The 14,645-nt window shown below is 69.9% G+C and carries 19 protein-coding genes; 3 read left to right on the top strand and 16 right to left on the bottom strand.

What is annotated here, in order from left to right; all coding sequences use genetic code 11:
* Positions 1–2 precede the first annotated feature (2 nt).
* The 13 genes from rpsS to ACGGZK_RS08395 all read right to left on the bottom strand — a co-directional run bounded on the left by rpsS (position 3) and on the right by ACGGZK_RS08395 (position 10,767).
* Positions 3–284: a 30S ribosomal protein S19 gene (gene rpsS / locus ACGGZK_RS08455; protein ID WP_121477579.1), complete on the bottom strand. Its 282-nt coding sequence runs from the start codon at positions 282–284 to the stop codon at positions 3–5.
* Between the two features lie 12 nt (positions 285–296).
* On the bottom strand, positions 297–1,136 hold the full coding sequence (gene rplB / locus ACGGZK_RS08450; protein ID WP_395245821.1) for a 50S ribosomal protein L2: 840 nt from the start codon (positions 1,134–1,136) through the stop codon (positions 297–299).
* An 18-nt stretch (positions 1,137–1,154) separates the two neighbouring features.
* Positions 1,155–1,457: a 50S ribosomal protein L23 gene (rplW, locus tag ACGGZK_RS08445; RefSeq protein WP_395245820.1), complete on the bottom strand. Its 303-nt coding sequence runs from the start codon at positions 1,455–1,457 to the stop codon at positions 1,155–1,157.
* Positions 1,454–2,113 carry a 50S ribosomal protein L4 gene (rplD, locus tag ACGGZK_RS08440; protein WP_395245819.1) on the bottom strand — a complete coding sequence of 220 codons (660 nt, stop codon included), beginning with the start codon at positions 2,111–2,113 and terminating at the stop codon, positions 1,454–1,456. The genes rplW and rplD overlap by 4 nt, the downstream gene beginning before the upstream one ends.
* Before the next feature lie 3 nt (positions 2,114–2,116).
* Positions 2,117–2,776 carry a 50S ribosomal protein L3 gene (gene rplC / locus ACGGZK_RS08435; protein ID WP_395245818.1) on the bottom strand — a complete coding sequence of 220 codons (660 nt, stop codon included), beginning with the start codon at positions 2,774–2,776 and terminating at the stop codon, positions 2,117–2,119.
* Between the two features lie 5 nt (positions 2,777–2,781).
* Positions 2,782–3,090: a 30S ribosomal protein S10 gene (gene rpsJ / locus ACGGZK_RS08430; RefSeq protein ID WP_017201594.1), complete on the bottom strand. Its 309-nt coding sequence runs from the start codon at positions 3,088–3,090 to the stop codon at positions 2,782–2,784.
* Between the two features lie 454 nt (positions 3,091–3,544).
* Positions 3,545–4,669, bottom strand: a complete 1,125-nt coding sequence (locus ACGGZK_RS08425; protein WP_395245817.1) for an acyltransferase family protein — start codon at positions 4,667–4,669, stop codon at positions 3,545–3,547.
* Between the two features lie 305 nt (positions 4,670–4,974).
* Positions 4,975–6,168, bottom strand: a complete 1,194-nt coding sequence (tuf, locus tag ACGGZK_RS08420; protein ID WP_395245816.1) for an elongation factor Tu — start codon at positions 6,166–6,168, stop codon at positions 4,975–4,977.
* Between the two features lie 112 nt (positions 6,169–6,280).
* Entirely contained in the window at positions 6,281–8,395 is a 2,115-nt protein-coding gene (gene fusA, locus ACGGZK_RS08415; RefSeq protein ID WP_395245815.1) for an elongation factor G, read from the bottom strand.
* Between the two features lie 85 nt (positions 8,396–8,480).
* The gene (gene rpsG, locus ACGGZK_RS08410) at positions 8,481–8,951 is read right to left on the bottom strand and encodes a 30S ribosomal protein S7 (RefSeq protein WP_121477586.1); all 471 of its coding nucleotides are present in this window, start codon (positions 8,949–8,951) and stop codon (positions 8,481–8,483) included.
* Positions 8,951–9,325: a 30S ribosomal protein S12 gene (rpsL, locus tag ACGGZK_RS08405; protein WP_121477587.1), complete on the bottom strand. Its 375-nt coding sequence runs from the start codon at positions 9,323–9,325 to the stop codon at positions 8,951–8,953. The genes rpsG and rpsL overlap by 1 nt, the downstream gene beginning before the upstream one ends.
* A 308-nt stretch (positions 9,326–9,633) precedes the next feature.
* Entirely contained in the window at positions 9,634–9,924 is a 291-nt protein-coding gene (locus ACGGZK_RS08400) for a hypothetical protein (protein WP_395245814.1), read from the bottom strand.
* Between the two features lie 366 nt (positions 9,925–10,290).
* Positions 10,291–10,767 carry a hypothetical protein gene (locus tag ACGGZK_RS08395; RefSeq protein WP_395245813.1) on the bottom strand — a complete coding sequence of 159 codons (477 nt, stop codon included), beginning with the start codon at positions 10,765–10,767 and terminating at the stop codon, positions 10,291–10,293.
* A gap of 106 nt (positions 10,768–10,873) precedes the next feature.
* On the opposite strand from ACGGZK_RS08395, the gene ACGGZK_RS08390 reads away from it, so the two are divergent.
* The 3 genes from ACGGZK_RS08390 to ACGGZK_RS08380 all read left to right on the top strand — a co-directional run bounded on the left by ACGGZK_RS08390 (position 10,874) and on the right by ACGGZK_RS08380 (position 12,823).
* Positions 10,874–11,338 (top strand): hypothetical protein, encoded by a 465-nt coding sequence (locus ACGGZK_RS08390; protein WP_395245812.1) that lies wholly within the window; start codon positions 10,874–10,876, stop codon positions 11,336–11,338.
* Positions 11,339–11,427: 89 nt separating this feature from the next.
* A complete protein-coding gene (locus ACGGZK_RS08385) occupies positions 11,428–12,147 on the top strand; it encodes a hypothetical protein (protein ID WP_395245811.1) in 720 nt (239 codons plus the stop codon).
* A 37-nt stretch (positions 12,148–12,184) separates the two neighbouring features.
* On the top strand, positions 12,185–12,823 hold the full coding sequence (locus ACGGZK_RS08380; protein WP_395245810.1) for a hypothetical protein: 639 nt from the start codon (positions 12,185–12,187) through the stop codon (positions 12,821–12,823).
* 67 nt (positions 12,824–12,890) lie between these two features.
* Here the strand turns inward: ACGGZK_RS08380 and ACGGZK_RS08375 are convergent, their stop codons facing one another.
* From ACGGZK_RS08375 to ACGGZK_RS08365, 3 genes are all read right to left on the bottom strand, one after another.
* Positions 12,891–13,349, bottom strand: a complete 459-nt coding sequence (locus tag ACGGZK_RS08375) for a hypothetical protein (RefSeq protein ID WP_395245809.1) — start codon at positions 13,347–13,349, stop codon at positions 12,891–12,893.
* Between the two features lie 75 nt (positions 13,350–13,424).
* Positions 13,425–13,772 carry a hypothetical protein gene (locus ACGGZK_RS08370; protein ID WP_395245808.1) on the bottom strand — a complete coding sequence of 116 codons (348 nt, stop codon included), beginning with the start codon at positions 13,770–13,772 and terminating at the stop codon, positions 13,425–13,427.
* On the bottom strand, positions 13,769–14,632 hold the full coding sequence (locus tag ACGGZK_RS08365; RefSeq protein WP_395245807.1) for a T6SS immunity protein Tdi1 domain-containing protein: 864 nt from the start codon (positions 14,630–14,632) through the stop codon (positions 13,769–13,771). The genes ACGGZK_RS08370 and ACGGZK_RS08365 overlap by 4 nt, the downstream gene beginning before the upstream one ends.
* Between the last annotated feature and the right edge of the window lie 13 nt (positions 14,633–14,645).

The raw sequence follows: 14,645 nt of genomic DNA, 5'->3' as shown, positions 1-14,645 counted from the left end.
CGTCAGCGGCGGCGGCCCTTCTTGTCGTCCTTCACGTGACCACGGAAGGTGCGGGTGGGCGCGAACTCGCCGAGCTTGTGGCCCACCATGGTCTCGGTGACGAACACCGGGATGTGCTTGCGGCCGTCGTGCACGGCGATCGTGTGCCCGAGCATGGCCGGGATGATCATCGAGCGACGCGACCACGTCTTGATGACGTTCTTCGAACCGGCTTCGTTCTGCACGGCGACCTTGCGAAGCAGGTGCTCGTCGACGAAGGGGCCCTTCTTGAGACTGCGAGGCATCTTCTCTTACTCCTACTTGCGCTTCTTGCCGACGGTGCGACGACGGACGATGAGCTTGTCGCTCTCCTTGTTGGGGCGACGGGTGCGGCCCTCGGCCTGACCCCAGGGGCTCACCGGGTGACGACCACCGGAGGTCTTGCCCTCACCACCACCGTGCGGGTGGTCGATCGGGTTCATCGCGACACCGCGGACGGTCGGGCGGATGCCCTTCCAGCGGTTGCGGCCGGCCTTGCCCCAGTTGATGTTCGACTGCTCGGCGTTGCCGACCTCGCCGATGGTGGCGCGGCAGCGCGCGTCGACGTTGCGGATCTCGCCCGACGGCAGGCGGAGCTGCGCGTAGGGGCCGTCCTTGGCGACGAGGCGGACCGAGGCGCCGGCGGAGCGGGCCATCTTCGCGCCGCCACCGGGACGGAGCTCGATCGCGTGGATCACGGTACCGGTCGGGATGTTGCGCAGCGGCAGGTTGTTGCCCGGCTTGATGTCGGCGTTGGGGCCCGACTCGATCGGGTCGCCCTGCTTGAGCTTGTCCGGAGCGATGATGTAGCGCTTGGTGCCGTCCGCGAAGTGCAGCAGCGCGATGCGCGCAGTGCGGTTCGGGTCGTACTCGATGTGCGCGACCTTGGCGGGCACGCCGTCCTTGTCGTTGCGACGGAAGTCGATGACGCGGTACTGGCGCTTGTGGCCGCCACCGATGTGACGGGTGGTGATGCGACCCTGGTTGTTGCGGCCACCGGTCTTCGACAGGGGGCGCAGCAGCGACTTCTCGGGGGTCGAGCGGGTGATCTCAGCGAAGTCGGAGACCGAGGAACCGCGACGACCCGGGGTCGTGGGCTTGTACTTGCGAATAGCCATGTGAGTTTCCTCTGCTCCTTAGCCGACGGCCGTGAAGATGTCGATCGAGCCGGACTTGAGGGTGACGATCGCGCGCTTGGTGTCCTTGCGCTTGCCGGTCCCGAAGCGGGTGCGGCGGGTCTTGCCCTGGCGGTTCAGGGTGTTGATCGACGCCACCTGGACGTTGAAGATCTTCTCGATCGCGAGCTTGATCTCGGTCTTGTTCGAGCGGGGGTCCACGATGAACGTGTACTTGCCCTCGTCGATCAGGCCGTAGCTCTTCTCCGAGACGACGGGCGCGATGATGATGTCGCGCGGGTCCTTGTTGTGCGCGGCGCTCATGCGGAGACCTCTTCCTTCTTCGCCGACTTCGAGGCGATGAAGCCCTCGAGCGCGGCCTTGCTGAAGACGATGTCGTCGGAGACGACCACGTCGTAGGCGTTGAGCTGGTCGAACGACAGCACGTGCGCCGACTCGATGTTGCGGACGGCGCGGAGGTCGAGGTCCTGCCCGCGGTCGAGGACCACGAGGAAGCGCTTGGCCGGGGCGACCTGCGCGAGGAGCGCGACGGCGTCCTTTGTCTTCGGGGCGTCGCCCTGGAAGAAGGACTCGACCGCGTGGATGCGGCCGGCGCGGGCGCGGTCGCTCAGCGAGCCGAGCAGCGCCTGGGCGATCATCTTCTTCGGGGTCCGCTGCGAGTAGTCGCGCGGGGTCGGGCCGTGGACCACGCCACCGCCGGTGTGCTCCGGCGCGCGGACCGAGCCCTGGCGCGAACGGCCGGTGCCCTTCTGCTTGAACGGCTTGCGACCGGCGCCCGAGACCTCACCGCGGTTCTTGGTCTTGTGGGTGCCCTGGCGCGCGGCGGCGCGCTGGGCGGTCACGACCTGGTGGATGAGCGGGACGTTGGTCTGCACGTCGAAGATGTCGGCGGGCAGCTCGATCGAGCCGGACTTCTTGCCGGTCGCGTCGAGGACGTCGATGGTGTTGGCGGTAGCCATGGACTACGCCCCCTTCACAGCGTTGCGGACGAACACGAGACGACCGCGAGCACCGGGAACCGCGCCCTTGACGAGCAGCAGGCCCTTCTCGGCGTCGACGGCGTGCACGCGGAGGTTGAGGACGGTGACGCGCTCGCCACCCATGCGACCGGCCATGCGCATGCCCTTGAACACGCGGCTCGGGGTCGACGAGGCGCCGATCGAACCGGGCTTGCGGTGGTTGCGGTGCGAACCGTGCGAGGCGGAGACGCCCTTGAAGTTGTGGCGCTTCATGACACCGGCGAAGCCCTTGCCCTTCGAGGTGCCGACGACGTCGACCAGCTGGCCGGCCTCGAAGGCGCTCTCGACGGTGAGCTCCTGGCCGAGCGCGTACGACGCGGCGTCGGCGGTGCGGACCTCGGCGAGGTGACGGCGCGGGGTCACGCCGGCGGCGGCGAAGTGGCCGGCCGCGGGCTGGTTGACCTTGCGCGGGTCGATGGCGCCGGCGGCGATCTGCACGGCCTCGTAGCCGTCCTTCTCGACGGTGCGGAGCTGGGTGACCACGTTGGGGGCGATCTCGATGACGGTCACGGGGATGAGCTTGTTGCCCTCGTCCCAGACCTGGGTCATGCCCAGCTTGGTGCCGAGCAGGCCCTTCACGTTCTTCGTAGCAGCGGACATCATCTACCTCAGAGCTTGATCTCGATGTTGACGTCGGCCGGGAGGTCGAGGCGCATGAGCGAGTCGACGGCCTTCGGCGTCGGGTCCACGATGTCGATGAGGCGCTTGTGGGTGCGCATCTCGAAGTGCTCGCGGCTGTCCTTGTACTTGTGGGGCGAGCGGATGACGCACACCACGTTCTTCTCGGTCGGAAGCGGCACGGGGCCGACGACCGTGGCGCCCGCGCGGGTCACCGTGTCGACGATCTTGCGCGCCGAGGTGTCGATGACCTCGTGGTCATACGACTTCAGACGAATGCGGATCTTCTGTCCCGCCATTGCTGACTCTCTCTCTGTCAAGGCGTCGTACCCCTTCCGAGGGCATTGGACGCCGCGTAGCACTGCTTATGTGGAGCACCACTGTTCTGCTGTCAACGGCTGTTGATCGAGCCTGTCGAAGGCACCCCGCTGCTCTGTGTGCACACAGCCGCGATGGCCTCGACACGCTCGACCTTCGAGCCACGACTCCCCCGCACTGGCTCTCGCCCGCGCGGATGCACACGGGTTTCCCCGTGTGCGGTGGGAGTCGGTTTGTCGGTTCTGCTGCCCGCGGCCTAGCCTGACCCGGTCACGTGGACTCGGTGGCTATGCACTGCCTGGCAGTGATCCGTCGGGAGCACGGCGACGCACGACCGACGGAATGTCGAACTCATCAAGTTTGCCATAGTGGGCAAGGTGCTGCAACCCGGGCGTGTCGCGCACGCCCGGACTCCCAGCGACGTCGCAGGATGCCTCACCGATCGCGGTCCGAACGGGGCCCGTCCTCGCGGTTCTTCTCGCAGGCGAGGCGGTGCTCGGCGGCCACTCCCGGGGCGATCGCGCCCGCCGTGAGGACGGCCGCCATACCCACTGAGACGGCCCCGAGCAGGACCGCCGGCCGCCCGACCGGCACGCGGCCGGCGCGACGCCGGAACGGGTCCTCGATCCACCGCTTCGACGCGCCGGCGATCGCGAAGGACAGGGCGACGAGGAGCACCATCAGCCACGGCGGGCTCGGCATGCCGGTCAGGTACGGCGCGAACATCAGGACGGGCCAGTGCCAGAGGTACAGCGAGTAGGAGACGTCGCCCGTCCACTGCACCGGTCGGAGCGCCATCGCCCGTGCGGGCGACCATGCCGTGCGGGGCATCCCGACCAGGATCACCACCGCCGTGCCCACGACCGGCAGCAGCACGACCGCGCCGGGGAAGGCCTCGGCGTCGGTGAACAGCACGATCGGCAGCACGACTGCGGCGAGCCCGGCCCAGGCCGCGGCGGCGCGGAGCCCGTCGCGCCGGCCCGGGACACCGGCGGCCTCGAGGCCGCCCGCCGCGCCGCGGCGGGCGAGCACCACCGCGAGGATCGCGCCGGCGCCGAACTCCCACGCGCGCGCGAGCGTCGAGAAGTACGCGAGGTTGTGGTCGTCGGCCGTCAGCGCGAGCGACAGCGCGAAGGACGCGACGGACACCGGGACGAGCACGAGGAGCATCCAGCGCGAGGCATCCGTGCCGCGCCGGGCCGCCAGCCACAGCGCGAGGATGATGAGCAGCGGCCAGACGAGGTAGAACTGCTCCTCGACCGACAGCGACCAGTAGTGCTGCACCGGCGTCGACCGCAGGTCGGCGGTCGCCGGGTCCTGCGAGGCGATGAGCAGCTGCCAGTTCTCGACGTAGAGCGCGCTCGCGACGATCTCGCGGAACCAGGCGGTCCACTGCCGCACCGGCACGAGCAGTAGGGTGAGGGCCGACACGACGACGAGCACGGCCGTCGCGGCCGGCAGGATGCGTCGCGCACGGCGCAGGTAGAAGGTCCGCAGCGAGATGCGTCCGGTGCGGTCGGCCTCCCGCAGGAGGTGCGCGGTGATGAGGAATCCCGACACACGAAGAACACGTCGACGCCCATGTAGCCCGCCGGCGCGACCGCGGGCCAGCCGTGGTGCAGCACGACGGCGCACACCGCGAGGGCTCGCAGTGCCTGGATCTCGGGCCGAAGGCCGGCACGGAGGTCGGTTCGGTCGGGGGGTGCCATCGATTCGACGCTAACCCGGTCGACGAGTTTCAGGGAGGGATTGACAGGGTACCCCTAGGTAGGGGGCCGGTATTCGGGACACCCGGTCGCCCGGAGACACCGAGAGGGGCCGGGCCCGAAGGCCCGACCCCTCTCAGGAGATCGAAGTAAGCGGACTTACTTGATGATCTTGGTGACCGTACCGGCACCGACCGTGCGGCCACCCTCGCGGATGGCGTAGCCGAGGCCCTCCTCCATGGCGATCGGCTGGATCAGCTCGACCGTCATGTCGGTGGTGTCGCCGGGCATGACCATCTCGGTGCCCTCGGGCAGCGTGATGACGCCGGTGACGTCCGTGGTGCGGAAGTAGAACTGCGGACGGTAGTTCGCGTAGAACGGGTTGTGACGGCCGCCCTCGTCCTTCGAGAGGATGTAGGCAGTGCCCTCGAAGTTCGTGTGGGGGGTGACCGAACCCGGCGCCACGACGACCTGGCCGCGCTCGACGTCCTCGCGCTTGGTGCCGCGGAGCAGGAGACCGCAGTTCTCGCCGGCCCAGGCCTCGTCGAGCTGCTTGTGGAACATCTCGATGCCCGTGACGGTGGTCTTCTGCGTCGGGCGGATGCCGACGATCTCGACCTCGGAGTTGATCTTCAGCGTGCCACGCTCGGCGCGGCCCGTGACGACCGTGCCACGGCCGGTGATCGTGAAGACGTCCTCGATCGGCATGAGGAACGGCTTGTCGCGGTCGCGCACCGGGTCCGGAACGGACTCGTCGACGGCGTCCATGAGGTCGAGGACCGACTGGACCCACTTCTCGTCGCCCTCGAGCGCCTTGAGGCCCGAGACGCGCACGACCGGAGCGTCGTCGCCGGGGAAGCCCTGCGACGAGAGCAGCTCGCGGACCTCGAGCTCGACGAGCTCCAGGATCTCCTCGTCGTCCACCATGTCGGACTTGTTCAGCGCGACCAGCAGGTACGGCACGCCGACCTGCTTGGCGAGCAGCACGTGCTCACGCGTCTGGGCCATCGGGCCGTCGGTCGCCGCGACCACGAGGATCGCGCCGTCCATCTGAGCCGCACCGGTGATCATGTTCTTGATGTAGTCGGCGTGACCCGGGGCGTCGACGTGCGCGTAGTGGCGCTTCGGCGTCTCGTACTCGACGTGCGAGATGTTGATCGTGATGCCGCGCTGGCGCTCCTCGGGAGCCGAGTCGATCGACGCGAAGTCGCGCTGCACGTTGGTGGCCGACGGGTACTTGTCGGCGAGCACCTTGGAGATGGCGGCGGTCAGCGTCGTCTTACCGTGGTCGACGTGCCCGATGGTGCCGATGTTGACGTGCGGCTTGGTCCGCTCGAACTTGGCCTTAGCCACTTGGGGTCCTCCTCAGGACTTCGTGCAGAACCGCCGGGCACCGGATTGCGCTCGGTAGTCTGCAGGGGTTTGTTGTTATGTTACGCGACCCGGCTGGGTCGTGCGTCGAGGGCTATTCGCCCTTGTTCTTCTGGACGATCTCGTCGGCGACAGCCTTCGGGACCTCCGCGTAGCTCTCGAACTCCATCGAGTACACGGCGCGGCCCGAGGTCTTGGACCGCAGGTCGCCGATGTAGCCGAACATCTCCGAGAGCGGGACGTGCGCACGCACGACCTTCACGCCGGCAGCGTCCTCCATGGACTGGATCTGGCCGCGACGCGAGTTCAGGTCGCCGATGACGTCGCCCATGTACTCCTCGGGAGTACGGACCTCGACGCTCATCAGCGGCTCGAGCAGAACGGGGCTCGCCTTCCGAGCGGCCTCCTTGAAGCCCATCGAACCGGCGATCTTGAACGCCATCTCCGAGGAGTCGACGTCGTGGGACGCACCGTCGACGAGGGTCGCCTTGACGCCCACGAGCGGGAAGCCGGCCAGCACGCCGTACTGCATGGCGTCCTGGAAGCCCGCGTCGACCGAGGGGATGTACTCGCGCGGCACGCGACCACCGGTCACGGCGTTGACGAACTCGTACGTCTTGTCGCCCTCGACCTCGAGCGGCTCCAGCTTGAACTGGATCTTCGCGAACTGGCCGGAGCCACCCGTCTGCTTCTTGTGGGTGTAGTCGTGGCGCTCGACGGTCTTGCGGATCGTCTCGCGGTACGCGACCTGCGGCTTGCCGACGTTCGCCTCGACCTTGAACTCGCGCTTCATGCGGTCCACGAGGATGTCGAGGTGCAGCTCGCCCATGCCCTTGATGACCGTCTGGCCGGTTTCGGGGTTGAGCTCGGTGCGGAAGGTCGGGTCCTCCTCGGCGAGCTTCTGGATCGCGGTGCCCAGCTTCTCCTGGTCGGCCTTGGTCTTCGGCTCGATGGCGACCTCGATGACCGGCTCCGGGAACGTCATCGACTCGAGGACGACCTGGTTGTCCGGGTCGCACAGGGTGTCACCGGTGGTGGTGTCCTTGAGGCCGATGACCGCGTAGATGTTGCCCGCGGTGACCGAGTCGACCGGGTTCTCCTTGTTGGCGTGCATCTGGAAGATCTTCCCGATGCGCTCCTTCTTGCCCTTGGTCGAGTTGACGACCTGGGCGCCGGAGTCGAGCTGGCCCGAGTACACGCGGACGTAGGTGAGGCGACCGAAGAACGGGTGCACCGCGACCTTGAACGCGAGCGCCGAGAACGGGTCGTTCGCGTCGGGGTGACGCTCGATGACCTCTTCCTCGTTGCGCGGGTTGCGGCCCTCGATGGCCGGCACGTCGAGCGGCGACGGCAGGTAGTCGACGACCGCGTCGAGCATGGGCTGGACGCCGCGGTTCTTGAACGCCGAGCCGCAGAGCACCGGGTAGATCTCGGAGTTGACGACCATCTTGCGGATGGCGCCCTTGATCTCCGCGACCGTGAGCTCCTCGCCGCCGAAGTACTTCTCGAGCAGCGCGTCGTCGGACTCGGCGACGGTCTCGAGGAGGGCGTGACGGTACTCGTCCGCCTTCTCCTTGAGGTCGGCCGGGATCTCCTGGACCTCGTACTTGGCGCCCATGGTCACGTCGCCCTTGGCGTCGCCGGGCCACACGAGGGCGCGCATCTCGATGAGGTCGATGACGCCGACGAAGTCGTTCTCGGCGCCGATCGGGAGCTGCAGCACGAGCGGCTTCGCGCCGAGGCGCGAGATGATCGTGTCGACGGTGAAGTAGAAGTCCGCGCCCAGCTTGTCCATCTTGTTGACGAAGCAGATGCGGGGGACGTTGTACTTGTCGGCCTGGCGCCAGACGGTCTCGGACTGGGGCTCGACGCCCTCCTTGCCGTCGAACACGGCGACCGCGCCGTCGAGCACGCGCAGCGAGCGCTCCACCTCGACGGTGAAGTCGACGTGGCCGGGCGTGTCGATGATGTTGATCTGGTTCTTGTTCCAGAAGCAGGTCACGGCGGCAGACGTGATCGTGATGCCGCGCTCCTTCTCCTGCTCCATCCAGTCGGTCGTCGAGGCGCCGTCGTGCGTCTCGCCGAGCTTGTGGTTGACGCCCGTGTAGAACAGGATGCGCTCGGTGGTGGTGGTCTTGCCGGCATCGATGTGCGCCATGATGCCGATGTTGCGGACCTTGCTCAGGTCGGTGAGCACGTCTTGTGCCACGGGGTTCCTCCGAATGGGTCAGGAACGAACGAGGGGGAGGGCGGATGCCTCGCGCACAGCGCGCCCGAGGCATCCGCCCGGCCGACTACCAGCGGTAGTGGGCGAAGGCGCGGTTCGACTCGGCCATCTTGTGGGTGTCCTCGCGGCGCTTGACCGCGGCACCCAGGCCGTTCGAGGCGTCGAGGATCTCGTTGGTGAGACGCTCGGTCATGGTCTTCTCGCGGCGAGCCTTGGCGTAGCTGGTGAGCCAGCGCAGCGCCAGGGTGTTCGCACGGTGCGGCTTGACCTCGACGGGGACCTGGTAGGTCGAGCCGCCGACGCGGCGCGACCGGACCTCGAGGGTCGGGCGCACGTTGTCGAGGGCCTTCTTCAGGACCGCGACGGCGTCCTGGCCGGACTTGTTCGCCACGTTCTCGAGCGCCTCGTAGACGATGCGCTGGGCGAGGTCCTTCTTGCCGTCGATGAGGATCTTGTTGACGAGCTGGCTGACGACCGGCGAACCGTAGACCGGGTCGGCGACGACGGGGCGCTTCGGAGCGGGACCCTTGCGAGGCATTACTTCTTCTCCATCTTCGCGCCGTAGCGGCTACGAGCCTGCTTGCGGTTCTTCACGGCCTGCGTGTCGAGCGCACCGCGGATGATCTTGTAGCGGACACCCGGGAGGTCCTTCACACGACCGCCGCGAACGAGCACCATCGAGTGCTCCTGCAGGTTGTGGCCCTCACCGGGGATGTAGGCGGTGACCTCGGTGCCGTTGGAGAGCTTCACACGGGCGACCTTGCGGAGCGCGGAGTTCGGCTTCTTCGGGGTGGTGGTGTACACACGCGTGCACACGCCGCGCTGCTGGGGGTTGGCCTTCAGGGCGGGCGCCTTGGTCTTCGAGACCTTGGGCGAGCGACCCTTGCGGACCAACTGCTGAATGGTTGGCACTGCATCTCCTTGTTGTGCTGCACGGTGACAGCTGATGGGTTTCACATCACGACCCGCCGGCGCAGCGGAACCGCTGCGCTGTATGTGGTGGGTATGCCGTGGGGGCGTTCCGGCGGTGGCGCCGGATGCCCTGCGTGTGCGACGTGCGAACTCCTGCGGCCGGTCCCGGGAACCGGGCACGGCATCAGGCGCGCGACAACGCGCACACCCGATCTATGGTAATCGGGCGTAACGCGCGGGTCAAATGAGGGCGGATGCCACGGGCCGATGTTCGCCGAGGGCGTTCGCCCCGCTCGCCACGGCCGGATTCAGCCCGGCCACCCGGGGGCGTCGAGCTCGCGGTCGAGGTCGGCGAGGAGCTCGGCGACCTGGGGCTCGACGAGCCGTTCGACGGCGTTCGCGATGCGGTAGCGGTGCTGGCCCAGCTCGACGCAGATGCGGCGCCCGAGCTGCTTCGCGAATTCGTCGGCGAGGCGCACCTCCTCGCGGAGCGCCTCCTTCTCCTCCGGCGTGAACGGGCGCGGGGCGGGCTCGGCGGACTCGGCCGCGGCATCCGCCTCGAGGCCGGTGAGGGTGAACAGGAACGGCTGGTCGGGCACCGGCTCGGGGTCGAGCTCGAGCCCGAGGAACTCGGGGTCGAGCCCCTCCCCGCCCGGTACGGCCGCCTGGCCTTCCGCTCCTCGGCCAGGCGGATCTCGCGGTGCAGCATCGGCAGGTTCCTGGCGGTGTAGTCGTCGACCGCGGCGTCGATGACGCCCTTCATCCGCATCGAGAACGCGTGCTGCACGGGGTGCGGCACGTCGACGTCGAGCCCGGCTGCGGCGAGCAACGGCGAGCCGAAGCACTTCTGGCACAGCCGCACGCGGGCCCGGTGCGTGCCCGGCCGCCACCGCGGCAGCCAGCGCAGCCAGCTGTCGACCTCGTGGCTCACGCGCGCCTCGACCGAGCCCTCCACGCCGTTCACCCTACTCGTCCTCGTCCTTCTCCCACGGCCAGCGGGGACGTTCCATCCCGGCCGCGTTCCCCCGCGCGACCAGCACCGCGAGCGACGCCACGAGCGCCGCGAGCACGGGCACCAGCAGCCCGAACCATCCGATGCCGAGGCCCACGCCGAACCCGACGCTCGCACCGACCGCCCCGGTCGTGGTCAGCAGGTGCGCGACGACCGCACCCTGGACGAGCGCGAGCCAGCTCGCGACGGCGACGAGCAGCACGGTCGCGCCCATCCGCTCGGGGTGGCGCAGCCGGAACCCGAGCACGACGAGCACGGCGAGCACGGATGCCCCGACCCCCGTCGGCGCCACGAGGAGGCCGACGGAGGGATCCGACACGACGTCCACGTCGGCCGCGAGGCTCACCAGGCCGAACGCGCACACCACGAGCGCGAGGTCGAGCGCCGCCGCGAGGCCCGCGACCACCCACGGGCCGGTCCGCTGGTCCATGCTCAGAGCCTACGCGCGGCCCCCACGACGTACCCGGCTTCGTCGAGCGGGCGGAACCTCCGTCCGGGTCTACTCGGGGACCGGCTCGGAGTGGTTCACTGAGCGCATGCCCGACCTTCTACCCGAAGCTCAGCCATCCCGCCCGTCCCTCGTCGTCACCTCCGCAGGGGTCTCCATCGACGGCGTCGACCTCGCCTGGGCCGAGGTGCGCCACGTCGCCGTCGTGGACGAGCGCGCCCTGCCGCCCGCCCCCCGCGGGTGGCTCCGCCGCGCGACCCCGGCCGCGCCGCTCCGGCTCGAGTTCGTCGTCGACGACGCCGACGCGGTGAGCGTGCGGTTCGCCCGCGTCGCGAGCGCCGGCGTACGGATGCCCCGCGCCACGCGATCCGCGGGCGCCGGCATGCGCCGGGGCGTGCTCACCGTCGACGTGGACGCCGCGACCGGCGAGCGGGCGATCCTGTCGCTGCTGCGGCGGGTCTTCGTCGAGGCGGAGACGCACGCCGTGCCGCAGGGGTGGTTCGAGGCATCCGCCGACGCCGAGCGCGCGGCCCGCGCCTACCTCACCGCCTGACCCGACGAGCCGCACCCGGCGGGCGGGTGCCCGCGCGACCCGTCGGCTATGCTCGCCGGGGCGCCGACCGCGCGCCGGGATGAGGAGCCATGTCGGGGTACGTCGCGCGCGTCGACCACGCGAAGGTGTCGCGTGCCAGGCGCTGGAACACCGGCATCGTGGCCGGCAGCGCCCTCCTCGGCGTCGCCCTCGTGGTCGGCGTCGTCACGTCGATCGTCGACGGCATGTGGTGGCCGATCACGGTGCTCGCCGTGCTGGGCGTGCTCGCCTGCGTGCTCTCCATCGTCACGTCCGTGCAGCGGGGCCGCGCCCAGCGGCTCCTCGCCGCGGGCGGCGACCTCGCCTTCGAGGTGACCGACGCCGGCGTGCGGATGGGTGGAGCCCCACTCGTGCCGTGGTCGGAGATCGTGTTCGTCGGGGTGCTCGACGACCGCGGCCGGTCGGCCCGGCTGCAGCGCATCCCGCTCTCGGGCCTCTTCGCCACCGCCGCCCTCAACGCCGGCAGCGGCACCCTGCTCTGCGAGCTCGGGGTGCGCGACGGCCAGGCGCTCAAGCAGGCCTTCGGCGGTGCGCCGGGCGCCGAGCGGGTGAGCGTGTGGGACCCGTTCGACGGGGTGCGCCGCGGACTCATCCCGATGCTCGTCGACGCCGTCGTCGACGAGGGCACCGCCCAGCAGTCGGCGCAGGTGCTCATGGACGCGGCACTGCGGCGGGGCATCCCGACCGCGCGCTTCACCGGCGTCTTCGACTACTTCAACTGGAAGAACCCGATGCTCGACCACAAGTGGCCGACGCCGTCGGCGAGCTGAACCCGCAATTCCGACCCTGACTCCGAGGACGACCGACATGGCCAAGATCGACCCGATCGAGCTCCCCTTCACCACGCTGCCCGATGAACTGCGCCAGGTGCGGTCGCAGGCGAAGACGACGTGGTCGATCGTGCTCATCGCGGCCGGCGCGCTGATGGCGATCCTCGCCGTCGCGAACTACGCGTGGCTCCTCGAGGTCGCCGCGTCCTGGCAGGGCCGCCGGGCGGGCGGGCGCGACCTCGTCGCCCCGGGCGTCGTCATCCTGGGCGTCGCCGCGGCCGCCTACGGCGTCTTCCTGCTGGCGACCTCGTCGACGAGCTGGGAGCGGGTCGCCACCGGCACCCGCCTGCGCAAGCTCACCGGCCAGGAGCTCCGGCTGCCGGCGCACGAGGCGGCGGTCATGCTCGCCCGGTTCCAGACCGGCGACCCCCGCGACTACCTGCCGCTGCCCGTCGGCCGCGGCCAGGTGGTCTGCGGGCTGTGGATCGCGAAGGCCGACGGCGTCGCCTACGGCACCGTGAGCGCCAAGGTGGACGGGTCGTGGCAGCCCCTGCCCGTCGCCGTGCTGCGTGAGAACGCGTTCGTCGCCCTCCGCGAGGTGCCCCTCGACGGATTCAAGAACCCGGCGACGCCGGCCGCGGTCAAGGGCTTCCTCGACCCGTTCCTGCGCGGCTGATCGGCGCGGCCCGGCCCGGCCGGCCCGGCCGGCTCTGCCGGCTCCAGGGGCCGCTCGCGCGAACAGGTCAGCGGTCGCGCCCTTCGACCGCGAACGCGATGAGCCCCCTGCGAGCGCCGATGCGGTCCGGCACGGAGATCCGCCATCCGCCGCCGCCGCCGTCGTCATCGTCGTCGTCGTCGTCGTCGTCGTCGCGGATCAGCGTCAGTTCGCGATCGCAGGCAGCGATCCGGAAGCCCGGCGGCACGACGTCTCCTCGGTCCACGACCCGCACATCCGACCGCAGCAGGAACCGAAGGTAGTCGACGACCAGTTCGAGCTCATCCGCCCTGGCGAGCTCGCGCTCAGCCGACGATCGGGACGTGAGGTTCAGCGAGTACCGCCCGTCGACAGCCCGAACCAGGTAGAGCACCTCCATGTCGCCGACGGCGAGGAGCGCCTCATGCCAGTCGAACCGTGCGCAGTTCGCGGCCGAGAGCGCGGCCACCATCCTCGGATCGGCCGCGAGCGCCTCGATATCAGGCATCGGGCGTCACCACGCGTCACGTCTCCTGGTCGTCATCGTCGATGAGCTCGTCGCTGCCGAGCGCGTTCGGCCGGTTCAGCCCTCGCCGTCGGTGCCCCACCCGGGGAAGCCGGCGCAGCCGACCGTCAGCCGGATGAAGCCCTCGTTCGCGTCCGTGAGGATCGCGTAGGACGCCGCCGCGTCCCCTTGGTCGACCGCCTCCTGCATGCGGTCGAGGTTCCGCAGCGCCGTCGGCACCCACTGGGTGAACGCACCCTGCGGGAGCCCGCTCGGGTCCTCGGCGAGGATCGACCGCACGGCCGCGATCGACCGGGTGAGCTCGGGGAGGTCCTGCGGACGCAGCGTCGAGGAGATGCTGACGGCCACGAGGGCGGTGACGGGTTCGCGGAGCCGCTCGCAGCGCTCGGCCAGGGTGTCGCTCATCGGGCGCCGCCGTTCAGCTCGAACTTCTCGCGCGGGGTGCGCACGCCGTCGCGGAATGCGCCGAGGCCCGCCTCGTAGTCGACCGCCGAGCCCACGAAGAGGACGGTCTCGTCGGGCGCCACGTAGATCTTGCCGCCGCCGCGGACCGCGTGCACGAGGCAGACCCCGAGGCCGTCGGGCAGGTCGATGATCGTGAGCTGCGGATCCTGCGTGAGCCGCGCGAAGAGCTCGCGGCCCACCTCGACGAGCCGGTCGCGACCCTGGGCCGCGCCGGAGGCATCCGCTCCGCCGGCGCCGAAGGCGATCACGCGCCGCACCTGCGGCACCCCCGCGAGCTGGACGATGAGCGCCAAGTGCTCCCAGAGCCCGCCGAGCTGGAGGTGATCGGCGGTGTTCGGGCCGCCGAGGGCGAGGAGGGGCACGAAGCCGAAGCACTGCTCGAACCCGGGCACGCCGTCGCGGTCGCGCGCGGCGGGATACGGCTCCCACTCCCACGCGCGCTCGCGCTCGGCCGCGTCCTCGATGCCCGCGACGAGGGCGTCGAAGCCCAGGCCCTCGATCACGTCGACGGCGCCCCAGCGGGGCTTCACCACGAGGTACAGGCCATTGGCGTGCACGACGAGGTCGCCGAGTGCGGTCGTGAACAGCACCGTCGCGCCCTCGGGCAGGCCGAGCACGCCGTCGAGCATCTGCTCGGCGCGCGCCGGGTCGACGAAGCGGAAGAACCCGTCGCCGCCGACCACCCCGGCGCCGTACCGGCGCCAGGCGTCGGCGACCTCGGCGGGCACCTGGCCCGCGAAGCGCGCGATCGTCTCGTCGGCGATCGGCGCGACCGGGTCGAAGCTTCGGAACGAAGTCATGCGGGTCTTCCTC

Source organism: Agromyces sp. MMS24-K17 (genome assembly GCF_043950245.1).
GTDB lineage: Bacteria > Actinomycetota > Actinomycetes > Actinomycetales > Microbacteriaceae > Agromyces.
This window is presented reverse-complemented; position numbering and strand designations above follow the sequence as displayed.